This window comes from Candidatus Pelagibacter giovannonii (genome assembly GCF_012276695.1).
GTDB classification, from domain to species: Bacteria; Pseudomonadota; Alphaproteobacteria; order Pelagibacterales; family Pelagibacteraceae; genus Pelagibacter; species Pelagibacter giovannonii.
Genome location: NZ_CP038852.1, coordinates 896,715 through 918,102 on the forward strand (window position 1 = coordinate 896,715; position 21,388 = coordinate 918,102).

Consider the following 21,388-nt stretch of genomic DNA (forward strand, 5'->3'; position numbering starts at 1 on the left):
TTCTATTGTAAGTGTTTGTAAATTGTAGTTCGCGAAACACCAAGTCTTCGAGAAACTGCACTAATATTTCTGTTTTCTAAAAAAGTAGATTTAATTAAAATACATCTATCTTCTTTAAATTTTGATCCCTTACATTTTTTACATGCATAATTTTTTATTTTTATTTCTTTAGATATTTTTTTCTTAAAATTTTGACTTTTTATTACAAAAACAGATGAGCCTAAATGATCAGAAATTTTCATTATTTTATTTTGTAAAAGTTCACTTGCTATTAAAGAAAATGAAGTTGTAAAAATATTATTAAAATTTTCATTCTTTAATGTTACGAGTCCATGCAACATTATTCTTGCATTAGAATTTGAGCCAACAACAAATCCGTCACCATTAATTGCAAGCAGACCAACACTATTGGTACTTAAGTATTCTTGACGTGGATGGAATGATAAAATTAATTCATTATTAAATTGATTTAAAAATAATTTTGTTTCAATGCTTTTTGTAGCAAGCTTAACTAGTGCCAAGGTATGCTGCTCTCTTGAATGCACATCAGTAGAGGCATCTATTATGCCAATAGTTTTTCCCTCATGATTTAGTATTGGACTTGCAAAACAAGATAACTTTCCATGTGAGTCAAAAAAATGTTCCTTACCTGAAACTATGGAATCTTTATTCAGAGTAACAACTTGTCCCAATCCATTTGTACCTCCAATTTCTTCTCTCCAAATTGAACCTGGTATTACAATTTTTCCAACATCAGTTCTAAGGCAGGTTTTATCATAAATAGTATCCATAACTGATCCAGTGTTGTCAGAATATGCTACCATAAAGTTTGTCCCAGCTATTTGTGAATATAGAAGTTCAAGTTCAGGGTTTACTAATCTTCTAATATATTCATTTTTTTCTTTAAGCTCTTCAAGCTCTTTAGAAGTAAGAATTGTTCTCTTTGGGTTTTTAAGTGGATCCAATCCAGTTGAAATACATCTCTTCCAGCTATCAGATATATCTTTATCAATCAGAGAAGGTAAAAAACCTCTTCTCTTAGTTAGGTCAGAGAATTCTTTTTCAACAGAAACTAAATTTGACATATCTTATCTTACGAGTTTATTAAAAATGAACAACCAACCAGGAGTTGTATTTTGTTAACTTTATGAACACTTTTTTGCGCAGTTGACTCACTGTTGACCTCAATATTGGATAGGGTTTGTTATTAAAAAATTAACAAACCAAAAAAATAGAGAGAAATTATGAAGGCACAGGTTTTACATAAGTACAATCCAAAAATGGATGAAAAAGTTTGGGTTACCGAACAAGAAATGCCAGATCCAAAATTAGAAAAATCATCAGATGTTATTGTTAAAATTGGTGCTGCGGGAGTTTGTAGAACTGATTTACACATTATTGAAGGCGTTTGGGAACATATCCAAGATCCTAAAGGAGATTTATTACCTATGGTTATGGGTCATGAAAATGCAGGTTGGGTTGAAGAAGTAGGCAAGGATGTTGTTGGATTTAAAAAAGGTGATCCAGTAATTTTGCACCCAATCATTTCTGGAACAGATGGAACTTGTTTAAGTTGTCGTAGAGGCTTAGATCAGCATGCTGAAGAAGGTGCTTTTCCAGGACTAAACATTAAAGAAGGTGGTTATGCAGAATTACTTAAAACAAGTGTTCGTAATTTAATCAAATTGCCCACAATATTAGCACCAAAAGATGTGGCACCATTTTCTGATGCAGGACTTACCGCTTATAGAGTTGTTAAAAAAGCTACTAGACATTTATTACCAGGTCAGACTTGTGTAATTATTGGAGCGGGTGGATTGGGTCATATAGCAATTCAATGTTTAAAAGCAATGTGTGCTGCTAATATTATTATCGTTGAAAAATCTGCTCAAGCCTTAAAACATGCAATGGATTTAGGTGGTGATGAAGGAGTTTTAATTGATGGAAATGAAGTTGAAAGAGTTCTAGAGCTTACCAAAGGTAAAGGTGGTGAAGCTGTAATCGATTTTGTTGGTGAAAAAGGATCTACTGCAATGGGTATTAAAATGACAGCAGGAAGTGGATACTATTATATCGTTGGCTATGGTGAAGAAATCAGAGTTCTAGCTGTCGATGTAATTATTTCAGAAAAAACAATTGTTGGAAATTTAGTGGGAACGTGGTCTGAGTTATATGAGCTGATGGAGTTAGCTAACAAAGGGTTAGTTACACTTTCTATGCAAGAATATAAATTAGGCGATGCTAATAAAGCGCTTCATGATCTTAACGAGGGTAAAGTTAAGGGAAGAGCCGTTTTAGTTCCATAATAATAAATAAAGGAGAGAGTAATGAAAATAATAAAAACTTGCCTAAGTGCTATGATATCAGGAATTTTGATATTTAGTCCAGCTTATGCAGATAAGTGGAGTGATCAATTTCCACATATCAAAGCAACAGGAGATATTTCTGGTGACTGTTCTTATGAAGAGATTTCAAAAAAGAACTACAAAGGAAAAACTCTAAAAATAAATACGCATGCCGTTCCAGTAATTGGACAGCCTACAGCTCTTCATGCTGAACAGTTTGCAAAACTAACGGGCGCAACAGTTGATGTGACACATACACCTGCAGGTGATTTGTATGCAAAAGCTATGGTTCCTTTTAAAGCTGGTCAAGCTCCATACGATATCGTATTTGGTTTTTCTAACTTTATAAATGACTGGAGACAGTATTTAGCACCAGTTCCAAAAAAATACATGAACACAAAAGAGATGAAAGACGTTACAAAATCTCATGTGGGTGTTTCTTCTTGGGATGGAACTATGTATCAATATCCAGTTGATGGAGACAGACATTATCTAAAATATAGAAAAGACGTAATAGATAATCCTGAAATGCAAAAAAAATATAAAGATGCTACCGGGAAAGAGTTAAAAGTTCCTACAACTTGGAAAGAGTATGGCGAAATGGCTAAATTCTTTAACGGTTGGGACTGGGATGGAGATGGAGAAAAAGAATACGGTTCAGCTGAAGTTATGAAAAAAGACGACTTAATGTTCGCAGCTTTTTTCAGTAGATCAGTAGCGTATGCTAAAAATCCTAGAACTCCAGGTGGTTTCTTTTTTGATTTAGAAACTATGAAACCAAATGTTAATAATCCAGGGTTTGTTGAAGCTTTAACTGACTGGGTAGAAGCTACTAAGTATGTTCCTCCAGGAGGAATTAACTTTGGACTAGGTGATGAAATTGGATCATTTGGTGGTGGACAAACTCTATTTAGTTTTTCATGGGATGATGCTTTTATTGCAGCGATGCAAGATGATAGTCCTATTAAAAATAAAGTAGGTACAGCTCCTCTTCCAGGCGCAGATAAAGTTTGGAACAGAGTATCTGGAAAATGGGATAACAAATATAACCAAGCACCGTACATTGTATGGGGTTGGGCAGTAGGTGTTGCTAAGAAAAGCAAAGTACAAGAGATGGCGTTTGATTATCTTTGTTTCTTTTCTAACGGAGCAAACCACCAAGCTGACCTAGCTATTGGTAACTTCGGCGTTAATCCATTTAAAAACTCTGATTTCGATCCAAATCTTTACATAGATACAATGGGTTGGGATGCAGACATTGCAAAATCATACACTAAGACACTTAAAGATATGGAAAAAAGTAAGAATAGAGTTTTCCCTTTAAGAGTTCGTGGTGTGTTTGAATTCACTAGTGCAGTTGCAACTGGAACTTCTAAGGCTTTAGCTGGTCAGCTATCTCCTCAAGAAGCTTTAGATGAAGTTGCTAAAGAGTGGGAAGCAATTGTTAAAAGAGTTGGTAAATCAGCAGTACAAGAAGACTATGCTGTTGGTGTCAAAATGGAAGACAACAAGTTATAAAAATAACTTTATGTGGCCACTTTTAATTAGTGGCCACATACATTATATTCAAAATTCAATTACATGAACTTTAAACATAAATACGTTTTTTTATTCCCAGGTTTATTTGTTCTTATAGGTATCTTAATTTTCCCAATAATATTTGTAGTTCGTTTAAGTCTATCAGGCTGGAATAGTTATAATGGTTTAAACTTTATAGGTCTTGAAAATTACATAAGATTATTTACTGATGACCCACGGTTTTGGGAGTCATTTTTTAGACTGAGTTTTTTATCAGTTACAACTGTTGTACTGCAATATGTAATTGGCTTTGCACTGGCTCATATGGTTTGGAAAGAAATTAAGTTTCAAAGATTTTTTAGAGTTTTGTTTTTAATTCCTATGATGACCACTCCAGTTATTATGACTGTTATTTGGAGAACTTTTTTTCATGAGTCTCTTGGCCCAGTAAATGATATTTTAGGGAATTTTGGTTTTTCACCAAAATGGCTTACAGATCCTACCTTAGCTAAATTCACAGTTATTATTGTTGAGGTTTGGCAGTGGACACCATTTATGTTTTTACTATTGTTAGCAGGTCTTTTATCACTTCCAAAAGAACCCTTTTTGGCAGCAGCAATTGATGGAGCTAGCCCAATTAGAAAATTTATTTATGTAACATTTCCATTAATGGCACCTATATCTATCGGTGCAATAATTATCAGATTGATTGAAGCTTCAAAGATAATGGATACGGTTTATGTATTAACCTCTGGAGGTCCAGGAACTTCAACTGAGACATCAAGCTTTTATATTTTTATTAAGGGATTGAGAGAGTTTCAAATGGGCTATGCAGCCTCAATGTCATTCACATATTTAATAATAATGATCATAAGCTTAACTGTTATTGCAAAAGTATTAACTAAATTATTACTCAAAGATTAGATATGGGAAAATTATATACATTTTTAAAATATTTTTTTATAACAATTTGGACAGTATTTGTTGTGGCACCTTTTCTTTGGGCGCTTACAACTTCCTTCAAAGATTTTAATTCAGTTAATGGAGGTGTTACTTATATTCCGTGGGTTGATTTTGAACCTAACCTAGAAGGTTGGAGGGTCTTAATTAAATCACCAGCACAAGGAGGGGTAGATATTGTTGAGCCTTATTTTAATAGTCTGTTTGTAACATGTACTGCTAGTTTAATAAGCATAATCCTTGGAACTTTATCTGCCTATGCACTTTCAAGATATACTTTTAAAGCAGGTCCCATAAAAAATAATGACATTACCTTCTTTTTTATTTCTCAAAGAATTATGCCACCAATTGTTTTATCAATACCTTTCTTTTTATTTTTAGGAGCTGTCAATTTATTAGATAGTCTAATTGGGCTGATAGTTGTTTATATTGTTTTGTTAATGCCTATAGCAGTTTGGATTATGGTTGATTTCTTTAACAAGGTACCGAGAGAAATAGATGAAACAGCATTAATAGATGGATGTAATCCTTACCAAGCATTTTTTAAAGTTGTATTACCAAATTCAATACCAGGTTTAATCGTTGCTGGAATGTTTTGTATAATATTTGGATGGATTGATTTCTTTTTTGCATTCATTTTAACTTTTACTGAAGTACAATTACTACCAGTTAAAATAGTTGCCTTAAACTCTTCAATTACACCATGGTGGAGTTTATCTGCTTCAGCATTAGTTTCTGTTGCACCATTAATTGTAGTTGCATTTATTGTTGAAAGATATTTGTCAAAAGGAAATTTGTCTGGAGCAATTAAATAATGAATTTAGTTGGAGAAAATTTATCATACAAATTAACTGAAGAGCTACAGTTAAGAAAAATCTCTTTTAACTTTGAAAAGGGAAAATTATATACGATTTTAGGAAGAACGCTTTCTGGGAAAACGACCTTATTAAAAACAATAGCTGGACTACTTATGCCAGACAGTGGAACAATTAAATTTGAAGGTAAGAATTTTTTAGAGATACCAGTGTGGGAAAGAAATATTGCTATGGTTTATCAGCAATTCATTAACTACCCTCACTTAAATGTTTTTGAAAATATAGCTTTTCCACTAAAACAGAGAGGTTTAGATCCTCAAAAGATTAATGATGAAGTTTTTAATTCTTTAAAATTAGTAGGGTTAGAGGGCTATGAAAAAAGAAAAATTCAAGAATTATCAGGCGGTCAACAACAAAGAGTTTCAGTTGCAAGATCACTGGTAAAAAATGCTAAAATTTTATTATTAGATGAACCATTAGTTAATTTAGATTACAAGTTAAGAGAGCAGTTGCGTGAAGAATTTAAAAACATATTCATTAATGGCCTATCAGAAGAGAGTATTGTAGTTTTTTCAACAACGGATCCTAGAGAAGCAATGGAACTTAATGGTGAAGTCATTGTTCTCGATGAGGGTAGAGTACTCCAAGTGGGCGCTGCAAAAGAAATATTTGAAAACCCTAAAAATCTAAAGGTTGCAGCTATTTCAAATGACCCACCAATGAATATTTTAAAAGCGGACATAGATTCTAATAAAATAAAATTTGAAGATATTGAAATAGATATTCCAGATCATCTATCTAAAATAAAAGATAAAAATTTTAATTTTGGTATAAGAGCATCAGATGTCGAATTAAATGATAATGGGTTTGAGTTTGAAGTAGAGCTTGCAGAAATTAGTGGTTCAGAAACTTTACTCCATCTTACTAGAGGAAATGCAAAAATTATAACCAGTATAGAAGAAGTTATGGATTTTAAAATCCACGATAAAGTTAAAATTAATTTTAAATCAAAAAAAGCTTACGCATTTGATGAAACTGGAAATTTAGCTTCATCTCCATTTGGGGGCAGTAATGTCTAAAATTAATTTAAATAAGATATCTCATTCATATAATCCAAAAAATGCTAACCCAACTTATGCACTAAACCCTTTTTCAATGACTTGGGAAGATGGAAAAAGATATGCAATTTTAGGCCCATCTGGATGCGGTAAAACAACAATGTTAAATATTGTATCAGGCCTAGTAAGGCCTTCATCTGGCAAAATATTATTTGATGACAAAGATGTTACAGATCTTAAAACTGAAAGTAGAAATATTGCTCAAGTTTTTCAATTTCCAGTGATCTACAATACTATGACAGTATATGATAATTTAGCTTTTCCACTTAGATGTAGAGATTTTTCTAAAGAAATAGTTGAGGAAAGAGTTAATTCTGTTGCAGAAACATTAAATTTAAAATCTTTCTTAAATTTGCCTGCTAGAAAACTTACTGCCGATCAAAAACAATTAATTTCTCTTGGTAGAGGACTTGTAAGAGAAGATGTGGCAGCAGTTTTAATGGACGAGCCATTAACAGTTATAGATCCTGATTTAAAATTTAAATTAAGAAGAAATCTTAAAGAAATAAATGAGCAATATAAAACAACTTTAGTTTATGTAACCCATGATCAAAATGAAGCGATGACTTTTGCAGATAATATAATAGTTATGAGTGAAGGTGAAGTGGTTCAAACAGGAACTCCCAAAGAATTGTTTGAAAGACCAAATACTACTTTTGTTGGATACTTTATAGGATCTCCTGCAATGAATTTATTTGAAACAGAAGTATCATCCAATAATAGTGTTAAAATTAATGATACTTTAATTAAAACAACAACAGATCTAACAAAGTTAAAAAATAAAAATGTTAAATTGGGAATAAGATCCGAATATATAAAATTAGCAGAAAAACAAAAAGACAATGTGTTATCTGCGAAAGTGGATAAAGTAGAAGATCTTGGAAATTATAAACTTCTAACGGCTAAAGCTGGAAATCTTACAATCAAATCTAAAATCAATAGAGAAACTGAAGTACCTTCAGACAGTATAAGCTTACATATTCCTGCTGAAAGATGTTGTGTGTATGAAGATGAAAAATTGATTTAAATTTAGTATTATTTTTCTATCTCAGATTGTAAAATGACATTAAAGCGTCATTTTCTCCCTAGACTCCTAAGCTCAATTATAATTAAGTTCACATTGTTAATTAACAAATACTAATAGAGGAGAAATAATGATTAAAGATAAAAAATCTTTGAAGGCTACAACACCTTCAAGACGTAAGTTCTTTAAAGCAGCAGCAGTTACAGGTGCAGCAGCAGCAACAGCTGTAGCAATGCCTAATATTGCAACTGCAGACGGACACGTTACATTAAAAATGCAGGCTGCTTGGCCTTCAGGCGCAAACATTTTTTTTGAAATGGCAGGTGACTATTGTAAAATGGTTAGCGACATGTCAGGTGGGTCACTTAAAATTGATCTTCAGCCAGTTAACTCAATTGTTAAAACTTCAGAAATTGGAGCAGCGGTAAGTGATGGAATTATTGATATGGGTCATTGGGTGACAGCATATTGGTATGGAAAAAACGCAGCAGCTTCTCTTTTCGGAACTGGACCTTCATACGGAATGTCATCTCAAGAAGTTATGGGATGGATGGAGTATGGTGGAGGAAGAAAATTATATGAAGAAGCAGTAGCTAGTGTTGGATTTAACTATACTGGATTTTTTCATATGCCTATGCCAGCACAACCTTTTGGTTGGTTCAAAAAGAACGTAACTAAAGTATCTGATGTTAAAGGTATGAAGTATAGAACAGTTGGTCTAGCGACTAACGTTTTAACTGCTATGGGAATGGTTGTAAGACAATTACCAGGTGGTGAAATTCAACCAGCAATGAAAACTGGTTTAATTGATGCTGCAGAGTTTAACAACCCAACATCAGACTCACAATTTGGAATGCAAGATGTCTCTAAACATTATCACTTAGGAAGTTTCCACCAATCTCAGGAGATGTTTGAAATTCCTATGAATACTAAGAGACTAAAAAGCCTTTCACCTGCTCACCAAGCTATCTTAAAGAACGCTGCATATGCTGCGAACTCAGATAACTACTTCAAAGCGCTAGTTAGATATTCAACTGACTTAGCTAAATTGATGAATGAGCATAAGGTAAATGTTTACCAAACATCTGATGCTATCTTAGCTGAACAATTAAAAGGCTGGGATAAAATCGTTGGTGAGTTCTCTGCAAAAGATGCTTTCTTTAAGAAGGTAATCGACTCACAAAAAGCATATGCTAAGAGAACAATGAAGTATCTGTTGATGAATCAACCGAACTACAAATTAGCTTATGAAAATGAGTTTGGACCAATTGGAAAAGTTAAAATCTAATTAACTTTTAAATAATTTAAAAAAGGGGGGTCTTGGCCCCCTTTTTTTATAGTACAGTTTTTAAAAATTAAGGTATTCTATCTAAACCATGATGAGATCTTATATAAAATTAGCAGACACACTAAGCACTTCAATAGGTAAGGCTTTTTCTTGGTGTATTGTTATTTTAATGGGTGGAACTTGTTATGAAGTTGTAATGGCTTATGCATTCAACAAGCCAACACTTTGGAATTTTGACTTTAGTATGCAGATGTATGGAGCAATATTAATGATGTCTGGTGCATATTGTTTAGCAACAGAATCTCATGTCAGAGGAGATGTAATTTACCGTTTATTTAAACCAAGAACTCAAGGTTTGATTGATTTAGTGCTTTATTTTATTTTCTTCTTTCCTGGTGTAATAGCCTTAGCATTTTATGGATATGAATATGCAGCACTTGCTTGGAAAATAAAAGAAACGAGCTGGAGTAGCCCAGCACAAATACAAATTTATATGGCTAAATCTCTTATTCCAGCAGCAGGTATATTTCTAACTATTCAAGGAGTTGCAGAGGTATTTAGATCAATAATTTGTATTCAGACTGGACATTGGCCTGCAAGAATGGTTGTTGCAGAAGAGACAGAACAAATTTTAATGAGAACAGCACAAGACGAGGATCAAAAAGATGTTATTTAGTTTAACAAATCCAGAAGTTGCAATCCTAATGATGGGATTATTTTTGTTTGCTGTATTATTAGGTTTTCCAATTGCATTTACTTTGATGGCAATGGGAATAGGTTTTGGATATTATGCTTATTATGATCCAGCTTTGATGGATCATATATTTGATAATAGAATATTTTCATTATTTGTAAAAAATACTTACACCGTCATGGATAATAATGTCCTCACCGCCGTGCCTCTATTTTTATTTATGGGATACCTAGTTGAAAGAGCTGGAATTGTATCTAAATTATTCTTTGCAATAAGATTGGCAGCACATAGGCTTCCTGCTTCAATGGCAGTGGCTGCATTAATAACTTGTACACTATTTTCTACAGCAACTGGAATTATTGGTGCTGTTGTAACGTTAATGGGTTTACTTGCTTGGCCCGCAATGGTTAAAGCGGGATATGATAAAAAATTTGCATCAGGGGTAATTTGTGCTGGTGGATGTTTAGGAATTTTAATACCACCAAGCATCATGCTAATTGTTTATTCAGTAATTGCTCAACTATCACCTTTGAGATTATTTGCAGCAGCAATTTTTCCAGGATTATTACTTGCTGGTTTATATATAACATATGCTGTAACTAGAGCTTGGTTAAATCCTTCAATCGCACCCAAGCCTGATGCATCTGATATTCCGCCAAGAGCAGAAATATTAAAAGAAGTGTTGGTTTCTTTTGTTCCTCTTTTTGGTTTAATAATGCTTGTACTTGGAACAATTCTGGCAGGCATAGCAACACCAGCAGAAGCAGCAGCAGCAGGAGCTTTTGGCGCAATACTTTTATCTTGGTTTTACAAAACTCTTAAATGGCAAAGTTTTAAAGAATCTGTCTTTTTAACAGCAAAAACTACTGCAATGATTATGTGGTTATTTATTGGTTCTTGGACTTTTTCATCTGTGTTTTCATATTTAGGAGGTCATGAAATTTTTGAGCATTTCTTTAAATCAATAGAAATAACAACTTGGCAGTTTTTAATTATCACACAAATAATAATTTTTCTTTTAGGATGGCCCCTGGAGTGGACTGAAATTTTAATTATATTTGTTCCTATATTTTTACCTTTGCTAGAGGTATTTAATGTTAATCCATATTTCTTTGCAATGTTAATTGCATTGAATTTACAAACATCATTTTTAACCCCTCCGATGGCTATGTCAGCCTATTACTTAAAAGGTGTTCAAAAAAATAATGTTGAATTGATGCAGATATTTGCAGGTATCATGCCATTCTTGGGAATAGTGATATTTGCAATGTTTCTAATGTATATGTTCCCAGGTATTGCCTTATGGTTGCCTGAAACATTATTTGCAGATTAGATAATTTAAAATGATAGATATTTTTTCTCTTACAGCCAATAAATTGGTGGAAAAGCTAAAAGAAGGAGAAATTTCTTCAGTAGAAGTCTGCACACAGTATATTGATAGAATTAAAAAATTTGAAAAAGATGTTAAAGCATGGGCTCATTTCGATAAAAAAGAACTTTTAGAAAAAGCAGAAGAGGCAGATGAATATAGAAAATCAGGCAAACCATTAGGATCCCTTCACGGTTTACCTGTTGCAGTTAAAGATATTATTGGAACTTTAGATATGCCGACAGAATGTGGAACTGTTATCAGAAAAAAAATGACAGGATCACAAGAAGCAGAAGTTGTAAATTTACTTAAGATAGCAGGAGCCATTGTTATGGGGAAAACAGAAACTACTGAACTTGCATATTTTCATCCTGGAAAAACTACAAACCCACATGATTACTCAAGAACACCAGGTGGCTCATCAAGTGGTTCTGCAGCAGCTGTAGCATCACACATGGCACCATTATCAATAGGTTCACAAACCAATGGATCAGTTATAAGACCCGCATCTTATTGTGGAGTAGTTGGTTATAAACCATCATATGGATTAATTTCTCGTAGTGGTGTTTTAAAGCAATCTGATAAACTTGACCATATTGGTGTATTTGGAAAATCTGTTGAAGATGTTGCTTTACTGACCAAAGTATTAATAAAAAAGGATCAACATGATTCTTCAACAATTCATTATTCTGCAGATGAAATGCTAAAAGTTTGTAAAAAGGGGCCACCCTATGAACCAAAATTTATATTTTACAAAACTAAGAGTTGGAAAAAAATAGATAAAGAGTCACAAAAGTCTTTCGAGTTTTTTATAAAAACTTTTCAAAAAAATATTGAAGTATTTGATACCCCCTCCTATTTTGATGAGATACCAAAGTATCATAAAGTAATTCATGAAACTGATATGGCTAATAATTTTCAAGTTTATTATAAAAAATCAAAGAAAAAACTTTCTAAAGAAATGATAAGTGCAATCGAAAGAGGAATGAAGTATTCAGCAAAAGAGTATGCTGAAGCAATTGATTTTATGAAACAAAGCTATAAATCTTATCAGGAAGTATTTGAGGATTATCATGGTGTTTTAACTCCTTGCACAACTGGTGTTGCAGACAAAGGTTTAAAAAGCACTGGTAGTCCAGAATTTTGTACTGTTTGGACCTATATGGGTTTGCCATCAATTTCATTACCTTTACTTAGTGGTTTAAATAATTTACCATTAGGAATTCAGTTAATTGGAGACAGACTAGATGATTTAAGGTTTTTAGGTGTAGCTAATTGGTTGGAAAAAAATTGTAAAAAATATGCTAAATAAGATAACAACATTCTTAGGCTCTGCTCTTGCAGCAGCATTTTTAATAGGTCTTGCAACAACTCTAACAAGATCTTCTATGATTGGTTTTTGGGATGTATTGCCAGTATATATTTTAATGGCTGTAGCAATTTTTATGATGATTTACGAAGCCTTTTTCGATAAAAATTAATTTTTCAATTCTAGTGAATAATTCTAAAAATAGTTATTTGCCCTTCTTATTATTGTTTATTCAGCCAATTTTTATGGCTAGTAATTTAATAGTAGCAAGAGGTGGTGTGGAATATGTTCCTCCAGTTTCTCTAGCTTTTTGGAGATGGGCAGTAGTTTTTTTATTATTATTACCTTTTACTTACAAATCTTTAAAAAAAAATTTTAAATTTATAAAGCAAGAATATAAAAGAATATTTTTTATCGGTTCAATGGGTTGTGGTGTTTGCGGAGCTTTTCCATTTCTAGCTGGACAAACAACTACTGTTACTAATATGGGAATTATATATTCATCTTCTCCAATATTCATAATTCTTATCTCTAGTATTTTTTTTAAAGAAAAAATAAACTTTCTTAGAATAGTGGGACTTTTCTCTTGTTTGGTTGGTGTTTTTGCCATTATCATTAAGGGTAATTTATTTTTGTTAATAAGCCTCAAGTTTACAATTGGAGATTTATGGATGTTAGCTTCTGCAATAGGATGGGCTCTTTATTCTATTTATCTATTTTATTGGAAAACAAATCTAAAAATTTTTGACAGATTTACTTTAATTGCATTCTTCGGTATGGTCAGTTTGCTACCATTTTATTTGATAGAAGAGACCTTTTTTGTAAGAACTGTCTTTAATTCAGAATTTTTTATGTGGGTTTTATTCGCAGCTATATCACCAGGAATTATAGCATTCACCTTATATACAATGGCACAAAAGAAACTTGGTGCTTCAATTACTGGTTTTACACTTTATATTTTTACTGTTTATAGTGCTATTTATGGTTTTTTATTTTTTAATGAACAGCTTGAATATTATCACTATTTAGGAACAGTCTTAGTTTTTGGTGGTGTTTATTTAGTTAAAAAAAAAAGTAAATATGAAAAAAAAACTTAAAGAGTATTTATTGAAGTTAATTTTAATTATTCCGATAGCTTACTTTTCTTTACTTTTCATTATATTTATATTTCAACGAAACTTATTATATCACCCAAAAGAAAATAATTATTTTGGTGATGAATTAAAAGTTAAAATAGAAAAAGTAAAGATTGAGACAAGTGATAATTTTGAATTATTAGGATGGTTTCATGAAAAAGATCTTAAAAATTTTAAAACTATCGTTTTCTTTCATGGTAATGCAGGAACATTGGAAAATAGAATACATAAAATTAATCATTTTAAAGAAATGGATATAAATTTTTTAATCATTTCTTGGAGAGGATTTAGTGGAAACTTAGGCAAACCATCAGAAAAAGGCTTATATGAAGACGGAGAGAGTGCAATTAATTGGTTAAAAGAAAAAGGACTTAAAGATAATGACATTGTTCTGTATGGTGAGTCTTTAGGTACTGGGATTGCAACTCATGTTGCTCAAAAGTATAAATTTGCAGGTGTTATACTGGAGTCTCCATTTACATCTATGGTTGATGCAGCAAAAAATGTGTATCCATATTTTCCAATCAGATTTTTACTTAAAGACAAATACGAAAGTGATAAAAAAATTAAAAATCTTAAGTCTCCAATTCTGATAATGCATGGAGAAGCAGATAAAATAGTGCCATTTTGGATGGGAAAAAAAATGTATGAATTAGCAAATGAACCAAAATATTCATACTTTTCTGAAAAAGATAATCATATGATGGAGTACAACGAAAAGATGATAGTGGTTTTGAAGGAATTTTTAAAGAGTTTAAATTAAGCCACAATCTGACCAAATAATTTACAAATTTCATTTCTATAAATAGATATTGAAAAAATTTATTATAACATCGTTTTACTTAATTTTTATCACAAGTTCTGTAATTGCAGAAAATACAGGATCTTCAGCAAATAATCTCTTTCACATAGGACAAATGAATTCACATAATAAAAATTTTGCTCTTTTTTTTAAAACTAGAGATAAAGCTATTTTAGCAAGAGGCGAAGATTATAATTATGTTACAGATTTTCCTCAGGATTTATATATCTATGACTATAAAACAAAAATTTCATCACCATTAATTTCATATGAATGGTTTCCTTCACAGGCAAAACATCTTCTAGAAGGTTATGACTATCCAGTTTTTCCAGAAGACTTTGCTTATTATCTATTAAAAGATAACAACACTTTAGTCATGATTAGTGCAATTAAGAATATAAGAAAAAATTTCAAATTTGATATTGCTAATAAAAAATTAAATTCATACCCATCAAATGGTAAGTTTGATTTTATAATTTCATCAATCGCAAAAAATTGTGGATATTCAAATCTTAAGGAAAATTATAAATGTAGCTACTACAAACCTTTAATTTCTAATAATCTGATTAATTAATTTGAGTAAACGCTTCAGCAAATTTTTCTGCATTGAAAATTTGTAAATCATCTTCTTTTTCACCAAGTCCAAGAGCAATTATGGGAAGCTTATATTTTTTAGCAAGTGCTAATAAAATTCCTCCTTTTGCGGTACCATCTAATTTTGTCATGATCAAACCGGTAAGGGGTATAATTTTATTAAATTCTTCCACTTGATTGATTACATTCTGGCCAGAGGTTGCATCAAGCACTAGGATTACATCGTGAGGAGCATCTGGATCTATCTTTTTAGTCACATTGGCAATTTTTTTATATTCTTCCATTAAATTTTTTTTATTTTGTAATCTTCCAGCTGTATCAATTAAAACATGATTAAAATCACCCTTTAATGCTTCTTCAATTGCCTTGTAGGCAACTGATGCGGGGTCGGACCCTTGAGTAGATTTTGTAATTTGCACATCAATTTTATTAGCCCAACTTTCTAATTGTTCTATAGCAGCTGCTCTAAATGTATCGCAGGCAGAAAACATAACTTTGTTACCATTAGATTTTAAAATTTTACCAACTTTTCCAATAGTTGTTGTTTTTCCTACCCCATTAACCCCTGATATTAGGACCGCATTAAGTTTTTCTTTTTTATTAAAAAAATTCTCATTTTCCAAAGGTTTCATTAAAGTGATTATATAGTCTCTTAGAATTAAATTTACTTCATTCAAGATATCTTTATTTGGATCTATTTTTTCTTGACCAATAATTTTCTTAATTTCTTCAGCTGCAACAAGACCAACATCTGATTGAATTAGATATTCTTCAATTTGATCTAATGTTTTGTCATCTATTTCTTTTTTGACAATTATCTCTCTTAAACCAGACGTAAATGCAGAGGCACTTTTTTTAAAGCCAATTTTAAATTTATCAAAAATTCCCATTATAATTTAATGTCAATATTTTTGATATCAGACACAGGTCCTTTCATGTGAATACTATTTCTTTCATCAATAGAAATTGTTAAATTACCTAATGCAAACGCTATATCTGTAGTTTTTTCTACTAGATTATTAATATTAGCTGCTGCAGCCGTTGCACAAGCTGCCGTACCACAAGCCTTAGTAAGTCCAGATCCTCTTTCCCAAACTTTTACTTTTATTAAATTTCTATTCACAACTTTGGCCAGGGTCACATTACATTTTTCTGGAAATAGTGGGTGATTTTCAATTTTTGGACCAATACTTTGTAAGTCAAATGCCTCTATATCGTCTACAAAAAAAATTATGTGTGGATTGCCTACATTTATGGCTGTTCCACCAATATGCTTGGTATTTTTTCTGTCTACAATTTCAATTTTTAAGTCTTGTGTATCTAGTTGCTTACTTAAAGGAATCTCTTGCCAATTAACTTTTGGTACACCTATTTCGGTCTCAACTAAATTATTTCCTAAAATTTTTGATTTTAGAGAACCTGAAGCTGTTAAGAGTGTTATTTCTTTTTTACCACTTTCTTTTGATAGAAGATCTGCCACACACCTAGTACCATTTCCACAAGCTCCAGATACACTTCCATCTGAATTATAGAATTCTATATCTGCATCTATTTCTTTATTTTTCTTAATTAGGATGAGTTGATCACATCCAATAAAACTACGATCACATACCTTAATTATTTGATTTTCGTTTAAATTGAAATCTTGGCTTCTTTGATCAATAATTACAAAATCATTGCCTAAACCATCCATTTTAAATGCTTTAATATCCATATATAGATATTTAACTTATTTATTGACTTTTTGAACCTCTATTATAGGTTGATTTCGTTTCCACAAAAACGTTAAATTTGTGGTGTCTTTGGAAACAAAGAGATCAACACTAGTCAGCGATATTCGCCCACTAGTGCGAAACTGCTGTGTGTAATAAATATGTTTGAAAACTTAACAAATAAATTCGAAGAAATTTTTTCTTCTTTAAAAAAAGCAGCTTCACTTGATGAGAATCAAGTAGATGAGGGTTTAAGAGCTATTAGGCAGGCTCTATTAGAAGCTGATGTATCATTAGATGTAGCTAAAGATTTTATAGCAAAAGTTAAACCAAAAGTTTTAGGAAAAGAAATAATTAGATCAACTTCTCCTGGGGATATGGTTGTTAAAATTGTTTATGATGAACTAGTAAGCCTTTTAGGTGAAAGCAACACAGATATTAATTTAAATGCAGTTCCACCAGTCCCAATGATGCTGGTAGGTCTTCAAGGTTCCGGTAAAACTACAACAACAGCAAAATTAGCCAAATATTTAGAAAAAAATAAAAAGAAAAAGATAATGATGGTCAGTCTTGATGTGTATAGGCCAGCCGCACAAGAACAACTAAGATCATTAGGAGAGCAAAATGATATTTTAACACTACCCATTATTGAAGGCCAGCTACCGGCAGATATTTGTCGAAGAGCAGTAAGTGCTGCAAACCTAAATGGTGCAGAGATTATATTATTTGATACAGCAGGCAGAACACAAATAGACCTTCAGATGATGAGTGAGATTAAACAAATAGAAAGTATAATTAAGCCAACAGAAGTATTTTTAGTTGCTGATTCTTTAACGGGACAGGTTGCTGCAGAAGTTGCAAAAGAATTTAAGAATACTGTAAATGTAACGGGTATTGTTTTAACAAGAGCTGATGGTGATGCAAGAGGTGGTGCGGCTCTTAGTATGAAATATGTTTCTCAAGTACCAATTAAGTTTTTAGGGGTAGGAGAAAAAATAGAAAATTTAGAGGTTTTTCACCCAGATAGAATAGCTAATAGAATATTAGGTATGGGAGACATCGTTTCTCTTGTCGAAAAAGCTGCAGAAGATCTTGGTGAAGAGAATATAAAAAAAGCAGAAGAGAGTTTAAAAAAAGGACAATTCTCTATGGAAGATTATTTAACACAGCTTAGACAAATGAAAAAAATGGGAGGCATAGAAGGAATTATGTCGTTTATGCCAGGTGTTTCTAAAATGAAATCACAAATGGATGCTTCGGGAATTGATGAAAGCGTTATTACCAAAAATGAAGCAATCATTTTATCTATGACAAAAAAAGAAAGAGGAAATCCTAAAATCATTGATGGTTCTAGGAAAAAAAGAATTGCTAATGGCTCTGGAACAGATGCGGCCACTATCAATAAATTGCTTAAGCAATTTAAAATGATGTCTGAAATGATGAAGAAGATGTCAAAAGGAAACCTGAAGGGTATGTCTGATAAAGGAATACCTCCAGAGCTACTAAATCAACTTAAATAAATAAAGGAAAAAAAATGATAAAAATAAGACTATCAAGAGGTGGAACAAAGAAAAGACCAGTATACAAGGTAGTTATAGCCGACAGTCGTCGTGCAAGAGATGGAAGGTTTATTGAGAAAGTAGGATTCTTTAACCCTCTTTTACCAAAAGATAAAAAAGAAAGAGTAGGGCTAGAAGCAGAAAGAATTAAATATTGGTTAGGTCAAGGTGCTCAACCAACTACTAGAGTTGCAAGAATTTTAGGTGAAAATGGTATTATAGCAATGCCTGCAAACGGTAGTAATCCAAGTAAAGCTATTCCTAAAAAAGAAAGAAAAAAAGAAGGAGACGAAACAGCTCCAGCAGCAGCTCCATCAGCAGCAGAAGCTCCATCAGCAGCAGAAGCTCCAAAGGAAGAAGCTCCTAAAGCAGAAGCAGCACCAGCAGCAGAAGCTCCTAAAGCAGAAGCTCCTAAAGCAGAAGCTCCTAAAGCAGAAGCAGCACCAGCAGCAGAAGCTCCTAAAGCAGAAGCTCCAAAGGAAGAAGCTAAATAGTTGGATTCATGTGGCAAGCGAAGATATTCACACTCTATCCAGATTTTTTTCCTGGCCCTTTAAATAAAGGGCTATATGGAAAAGCTTTAACAAATAAAATTTGGGATTTAAAAGTTGTCAATATAAGAGAGGCCGCTGAGGACAAACATAAAACAGTAGACGATACTCCTTTTGGAGGCGGATCTGGAATGTTATTGAAAGCTGACATTTTAGCAAAATCACTTGATGAAAATAAAAAAGATGGAGAAAGAATTTTTTATTTATCACCAAAAGGAAAAAAACTTGATCAGAAATTAGCATTAGAATTATCAAAAGAAAAATCTATTAGTTTAGTTTGTGGTCATTTTGAAGGTGTTGATGAAAGGTTGTTGTCTACAAGGAATATAGAAGAGCTTAGCATAGGAGATTTTATTTTATCTGGGGGAGAAACAGCAGCATTTGTTGTTTTAGATAGTGTTCTTAGATTGCTTCCGGGTGTCTTGGGAAATGAACATTCAAAGACTGATGAGAGTTTTGAGAATGGACTTTTGGAGTATCCACAGTACACAAAACCTCAAATTTGGGAGGAAAAAAGTGTTCCAGAAGTGCTATTATCAGGAGATCATAACAAAATTAAAGACTGGCGTTTATCACAATCAGAGGCTATAACACGCGTCCGAAGACCAGATTTATGGAAAAAATATAAGAAAAATTAATTTGATAAATATTAACATGAAAACAATTGAAGAAATAAACCAACATAACGTTAAAAAAATACTAACTGAGAAGAAAATTCCAGATTTTTTCCCAGGAGATGTAATAAAAGTTGGTGTTAGAATTACAGAAGGTAAAAAAGACAGAATTCAATATTTTGAAGGTGTGTGTATAGCTAGAAAAAACAGGGATATAAATTCTTCATTTACAGTTAGAAAAATTTCATTTGGTGAAGGTGTTGAAAGAACATTTCCACTGTATGGTACAGTTATAGATACAATTACAGTTATCCGTCATGGTAAAGTTAGAAGAGCAAAATTATATTACCTAAGAGACAGAACAGGTAAATCAGCTAGAATTGCAGAAAAAATTAGAAAAAAAATTGGTATAGAAGTTGACGTTAAACCAGAAACGGTAACAGAAGAAACTTTAGCACCAGTGGCTGTAGAATCAGAAAAACAAACAGAAGTTCAAGCAGAACCTGTAAAACAAGCAGAGGTTCAAGCAGAACCAAAAATAGAAAAAACAGAAGAAAAAAAATAATTTTTTTTTCAATGCCTTTAACTCTTTACGATAAAATTTGGAATGATCATTTAGTAGATCAACAAGATGATGGTACGACATTATTATTTGTTGATCGACATTTAGTACATGAAGTGACAAGTCCACAGGCTTTTGAAGGATTAAGAAATTCTAACAGAAAAGTTAGACAACCTGGCTTAACACTAGCAGTTGCAGATCATAATGTTCCAACTACCGATAGATCAAAAGGAATAGCAGATGCAGAATCTAAAATTCAAGTAGATACCTTAGAAAGCAATTGTAAAGAATTTGGAGTTCAATATTTAGGAATGAACGACAAGAGACAAGGAATTGTTCATATCATTGGTCCAGAACAAGGTTTTACGCAACCTGGTACAGTAATTGTTTGTGGAGACAGTCACACAGCAACACATGGTGCATTTGGTGCTTTAGCATTTGGAATTGGTACCTCAGAAGTAGAACATGTTCTAGCAACACAAACATTGGTCCAAAAAAAAGCAAAGAATTTTAGAATTAATGTTAACGGAAAACTTCCTATTGGTGTTACCTCTAAAGACGTAATCTTACAAATTATAGGAAATATTGGAACTGCAGGGGGAACAGGGTCTGTCATTGAATATGCTGGTAGCCTAATTTCATCTTTAAGTGTAGAGCAACGAATGACAATTTGTAATATGACTATTGAAGGAGGAGCAAGAGCAGGATTAATTGCTCCAGATGAAAAAATATTTGAATATTTAAAGGGTAAACCGATGTCTCCAAAAAATGACAATTGGGATAAGGCTATGAAATATTGGGAAAGTTTAAAAACTGATGATGGAGCTAAATTTGATAAAGAAATCAACTTAGTTGCAGAAGATATTTTACCGATGATTACTTGGGGAACCTCTCCACAAGATGTAATCACTATAGATGGAAAAGTTCCAAACCCTAAAAATGAACAAGATGAGGACAAAAAAAATTCTTTAGAAAGGTCGTTAAATTACATGGGTTTAGAGGCTGATACACTAGCTACGGACATTAAGATTGATAAGGTTTTTATAGGAAGTTGTACGAATGGCAGAATTGAAGATTTAAGGGAAGCTGCGAAAATATTAAAAGATAAAAAGAAGGCGTCCCATGTTCATGCAATGGTTGTTCCAGGCTCAGGCTTAGTTAAAGAGCAGGCAGAGCAGGAAGGCTTAGATAAAATATTTATAGCTTCAGGTTTTGAATGGAGAGAGCCTGGTTGTTCAATGTGTCTTGCAATGAATGCAGATAAATTAAAACCAGAAGAAAGATGTGCCTCAACTTCAAACAGAAACTTTGAAGGAAGACAAGGTAGAGGTGGCAGAACACATTTAGTAAGCCCTGGAATGGCAGCAGCAGCTGCAATTTCTGGAAACTTAGATGATGTTAGGAAGTATCAAAACTAA

General features: G+C 32.4%; 22 protein-coding genes. 19 read left to right on the forward strand and 3 right to left on the reverse strand.

Annotated features, from left to right (window positions below):
- Positions 1-2: 2 nt before the first annotated feature.
- Positions 3-1,085 carry a GAF domain-containing protein gene (locus tag E5R92_RS04990; protein ID WP_168606989.1) on the reverse strand — a complete coding sequence of 361 codons (1,083 nt, stop codon included), beginning with the start codon at positions 1,083-1,085 and terminating at the stop codon, positions 3-5.
- 159 nt (positions 1,086-1,244) lie between these two features.
- Here E5R92_RS04990 and E5R92_RS04995 point away from each other — a divergent pair, with 159 nt between their 5' ends.
- From E5R92_RS04995 to E5R92_RS05060, 14 genes are all read left to right on the forward strand, one after another.
- Complete coding sequence (locus E5R92_RS04995) at positions 1,245-2,306, forward strand: NAD(P)-dependent alcohol dehydrogenase (RefSeq protein WP_168606990.1); 1,062 nt, start codon at positions 1,245-1,247, stop codon at positions 2,304-2,306.
- 21 nt (positions 2,307-2,327) lie between these two features.
- On the forward strand, positions 2,328-3,863 hold the full coding sequence (locus tag E5R92_RS05000) for a type 2 periplasmic-binding domain-containing protein (RefSeq protein WP_168606991.1): 1,536 nt from the start codon (positions 2,328-2,330) through the stop codon (positions 3,861-3,863).
- A gap of 63 nt (positions 3,864-3,926) precedes the next feature.
- A complete protein-coding gene (locus E5R92_RS05005; RefSeq protein WP_168606992.1) occupies positions 3,927-4,787 on the forward strand; it encodes a carbohydrate ABC transporter permease in 861 nt (286 codons plus the stop codon).
- A 2-nt stretch (positions 4,788-4,789) separates the two neighbouring features.
- Entirely contained in the window at positions 4,790-5,638 is an 849-nt protein-coding gene (locus tag E5R92_RS05010; RefSeq protein ID WP_168606993.1) for a carbohydrate ABC transporter permease, read from the forward strand.
- Entirely contained in the window at positions 5,638-6,717 is a 1,080-nt protein-coding gene (locus E5R92_RS05015; RefSeq protein WP_168606994.1) for an ABC transporter ATP-binding protein, read from the forward strand. Before E5R92_RS05010 ends, E5R92_RS05015 begins: the two co-directional genes overlap by 1 nt.
- On the forward strand, positions 6,710-7,783 hold the full coding sequence (locus E5R92_RS05020) for an ABC transporter ATP-binding protein (protein ID WP_168606995.1): 1,074 nt from the start codon (positions 6,710-6,712) through the stop codon (positions 7,781-7,783). The genes E5R92_RS05015 and E5R92_RS05020 overlap by 8 nt, the downstream gene beginning before the upstream one ends.
- A gap of 127 nt (positions 7,784-7,910) precedes the next feature.
- A complete protein-coding gene (locus E5R92_RS05025; protein ID WP_168606996.1) occupies positions 7,911-9,068 on the forward strand; it encodes a TRAP transporter substrate-binding protein in 1,158 nt (385 codons plus the stop codon).
- Between the two features lie 91 nt (positions 9,069-9,159).
- Positions 9,160-9,744, forward strand: a complete 585-nt coding sequence (locus tag E5R92_RS05030) for a TRAP transporter small permease subunit (protein WP_174823074.1) — start codon at positions 9,160-9,162, stop codon at positions 9,742-9,744.
- A complete protein-coding gene (locus tag E5R92_RS05035; protein ID WP_168606998.1) occupies positions 9,734-11,095 on the forward strand; it encodes a TRAP transporter large permease in 1,362 nt (453 codons plus the stop codon). Before E5R92_RS05030 ends, E5R92_RS05035 begins: the two co-directional genes overlap by 11 nt.
- 10 nt (positions 11,096-11,105) lie before the next feature.
- A complete protein-coding gene (locus tag E5R92_RS05040; protein WP_168606999.1) occupies positions 11,106-12,443 on the forward strand; it encodes an amidase in 1,338 nt (445 codons plus the stop codon).
- On the forward strand, positions 12,433-12,612 hold the full coding sequence (locus tag E5R92_RS05045) for a hypothetical protein (RefSeq protein ID WP_168607000.1): 180 nt from the start codon (positions 12,433-12,435) through the stop codon (positions 12,610-12,612). Before E5R92_RS05040 ends, E5R92_RS05045 begins: the two co-directional genes overlap by 11 nt.
- 13 nt (positions 12,613-12,625) lie before the next feature.
- Positions 12,626-13,537: a DMT family transporter gene (locus E5R92_RS05050; RefSeq protein WP_168607001.1), complete on the forward strand. Its 912-nt coding sequence runs from the start codon at positions 12,626-12,628 to the stop codon at positions 13,535-13,537.
- Entirely contained in the window at positions 13,521-14,339 is an 819-nt protein-coding gene (locus E5R92_RS05055) for an alpha/beta hydrolase (protein ID WP_168607002.1), read from the forward strand. Before E5R92_RS05050 ends, E5R92_RS05055 begins: the two co-directional genes overlap by 17 nt.
- Before the next feature lie 49 nt (positions 14,340-14,388).
- On the forward strand, positions 14,389-14,952 hold the full coding sequence (locus E5R92_RS05060; protein WP_168607003.1) for a hypothetical protein: 564 nt from the start codon (positions 14,389-14,391) through the stop codon (positions 14,950-14,952).
- Here E5R92_RS05060 and ftsY read toward each other — a convergent pair.
- The gene (gene ftsY / locus E5R92_RS05065; protein ID WP_168607004.1) at positions 14,945-15,862 is read right to left on the reverse strand and encodes a signal recognition particle-docking protein FtsY; all 918 of its coding nucleotides are present in this window, start codon (positions 15,860-15,862) and stop codon (positions 14,945-14,947) included. The genes E5R92_RS05060 and ftsY overlap by 8 nt on opposite strands.
- Positions 15,862-16,686: a diaminopimelate epimerase gene (gene dapF, locus E5R92_RS05070; protein ID WP_168607005.1), complete on the reverse strand. Its 825-nt coding sequence runs from the start codon at positions 16,684-16,686 to the stop codon at positions 15,862-15,864. The genes ftsY and dapF overlap by 1 nt, the downstream gene beginning before the upstream one ends.
- Before the next feature lie 159 nt (positions 16,687-16,845).
- Here dapF and ffh point away from each other — a divergent pair, with 159 nt between their 5' ends.
- The 5 genes from ffh to leuC are packed head-to-tail and all read left to right on the forward strand — an operon-like array spanning position 16,846 to position 21,388.
- Positions 16,846-18,204 (forward strand): signal recognition particle protein, encoded by a 1,359-nt coding sequence (gene ffh, locus E5R92_RS05075; RefSeq protein WP_168607006.1) that lies wholly within the window; start codon positions 16,846-16,848, stop codon positions 18,202-18,204.
- A 14-nt stretch (positions 18,205-18,218) separates the two neighbouring features.
- The gene (gene rpsP / locus E5R92_RS05080; protein WP_168607007.1) at positions 18,219-18,737 is read left to right on the forward strand and encodes a 30S ribosomal protein S16; all 519 of its coding nucleotides are present in this window, start codon (positions 18,219-18,221) and stop codon (positions 18,735-18,737) included.
- Between the two features lie 8 nt (positions 18,738-18,745).
- A complete protein-coding gene (gene trmD / locus E5R92_RS05085) occupies positions 18,746-19,432 on the forward strand; it encodes a tRNA (guanosine(37)-N1)-methyltransferase TrmD (RefSeq protein WP_168607008.1) in 687 nt (228 codons plus the stop codon).
- 16 nt (positions 19,433-19,448) lie between these two features.
- Positions 19,449-19,973: a 50S ribosomal protein L19 gene (gene rplS, locus E5R92_RS05090; protein WP_168607009.1), complete on the forward strand. Its 525-nt coding sequence runs from the start codon at positions 19,449-19,451 to the stop codon at positions 19,971-19,973.
- Between the two features lie 11 nt (positions 19,974-19,984).
- Positions 19,985-21,388 carry a 3-isopropylmalate dehydratase large subunit gene (gene leuC / locus E5R92_RS05095; RefSeq protein ID WP_168607010.1) on the forward strand — a complete coding sequence of 468 codons (1,404 nt, stop codon included), beginning with the start codon at positions 19,985-19,987 and terminating at the stop codon, positions 21,386-21,388.

Excerpts from the sequence above, each read along its gene's own strand:
- E5R92_RS05055 (WP_168607002.1), top strand. The coding sequence starts at position 13,521 with ATGAAAAAAAAACTTAAAGAGTATTTATTGAAGTTAATTTTAATTATT.
- ftsY (WP_168607004.1), bottom strand. The coding sequence starts at position 15,862 with ATGGGAATTTTTGATAAATTTAAAATTGGCTTTAAAAAAAGTGCCTCT.
- E5R92_RS05005 (WP_168606992.1), top strand. The coding sequence starts at position 3,927 with ATGAACTTTAAACATAAATACGTTTTTTTATTCCCAGGTTTATTTGTT.
- E5R92_RS05000 (WP_168606991.1), top strand. The coding sequence starts at position 2,328 with ATGAAAATAATAAAAACTTGCCTAAGTGCTATGATATCAGGAATTTTG.
- dapF (WP_168607005.1), bottom strand. The coding sequence starts at position 16,686 with ATGGATATTAAAGCATTTAAAATGGATGGTTTAGGCAATGATTTTGTA.
- rplS (WP_168607009.1), top strand. The coding sequence starts at position 19,449 with ATGAAAACAATTGAAGAAATAAACCAACATAACGTTAAAAAAATACTA.
- leuC (WP_168607010.1), top strand. The coding sequence starts at position 19,985 with ATGCCTTTAACTCTTTACGATAAAATTTGGAATGATCATTTAGTAGAT.
- E5R92_RS05045 (WP_168607000.1), top strand. The coding sequence starts at position 12,433 with ATGCTAAATAAGATAACAACATTCTTAGGCTCTGCTCTTGCAGCAGCA.
- rpsP (WP_168607007.1), top strand. The coding sequence starts at position 18,219 with ATGATAAAAATAAGACTATCAAGAGGTGGAACAAAGAAAAGACCAGTA.
- ffh (WP_168607006.1), top strand. The coding sequence starts at position 16,846 with ATGTTTGAAAACTTAACAAATAAATTCGAAGAAATTTTTTCTTCTTTA.
- E5R92_RS05010 (WP_168606993.1), top strand. The coding sequence starts at position 4,790 with ATGGGAAAATTATATACATTTTTAAAATATTTTTTTATAACAATTTGG.
- E5R92_RS05040 (WP_168606999.1), top strand. The coding sequence starts at position 11,106 with ATGATAGATATTTTTTCTCTTACAGCCAATAAATTGGTGGAAAAGCTA.
- E5R92_RS04990 (WP_168606989.1), bottom strand. The coding sequence starts at position 1,085 with ATGTCAAATTTAGTTTCTGTTGAAAAAGAATTCTCTGACCTAACTAAG.
- E5R92_RS05035 (WP_168606998.1), top strand. The coding sequence starts at position 9,734 with ATGTTATTTAGTTTAACAAATCCAGAAGTTGCAATCCTAATGATGGGA.
- trmD (WP_168607008.1), top strand. The coding sequence starts at position 18,746 with ATGTGGCAAGCGAAGATATTCACACTCTATCCAGATTTTTTTCCTGGC.
- E5R92_RS05025 (WP_168606996.1), top strand. The coding sequence starts at position 7,911 with ATGATTAAAGATAAAAAATCTTTGAAGGCTACAACACCTTCAAGACGT.
- E5R92_RS05030 (WP_174823074.1), top strand. The coding sequence starts at position 9,160 with ATGAGATCTTATATAAAATTAGCAGACACACTAAGCACTTCAATAGGT.
- E5R92_RS04995 (WP_168606990.1), top strand. The coding sequence starts at position 1,245 with ATGAAGGCACAGGTTTTACATAAGTACAATCCAAAAATGGATGAAAAA.
- E5R92_RS05020 (WP_168606995.1), top strand. The coding sequence starts at position 6,710 with ATGTCTAAAATTAATTTAAATAAGATATCTCATTCATATAATCCAAAA.
- E5R92_RS05015 (WP_168606994.1), top strand. The coding sequence starts at position 5,638 with ATGAATTTAGTTGGAGAAAATTTATCATACAAATTAACTGAAGAGCTA.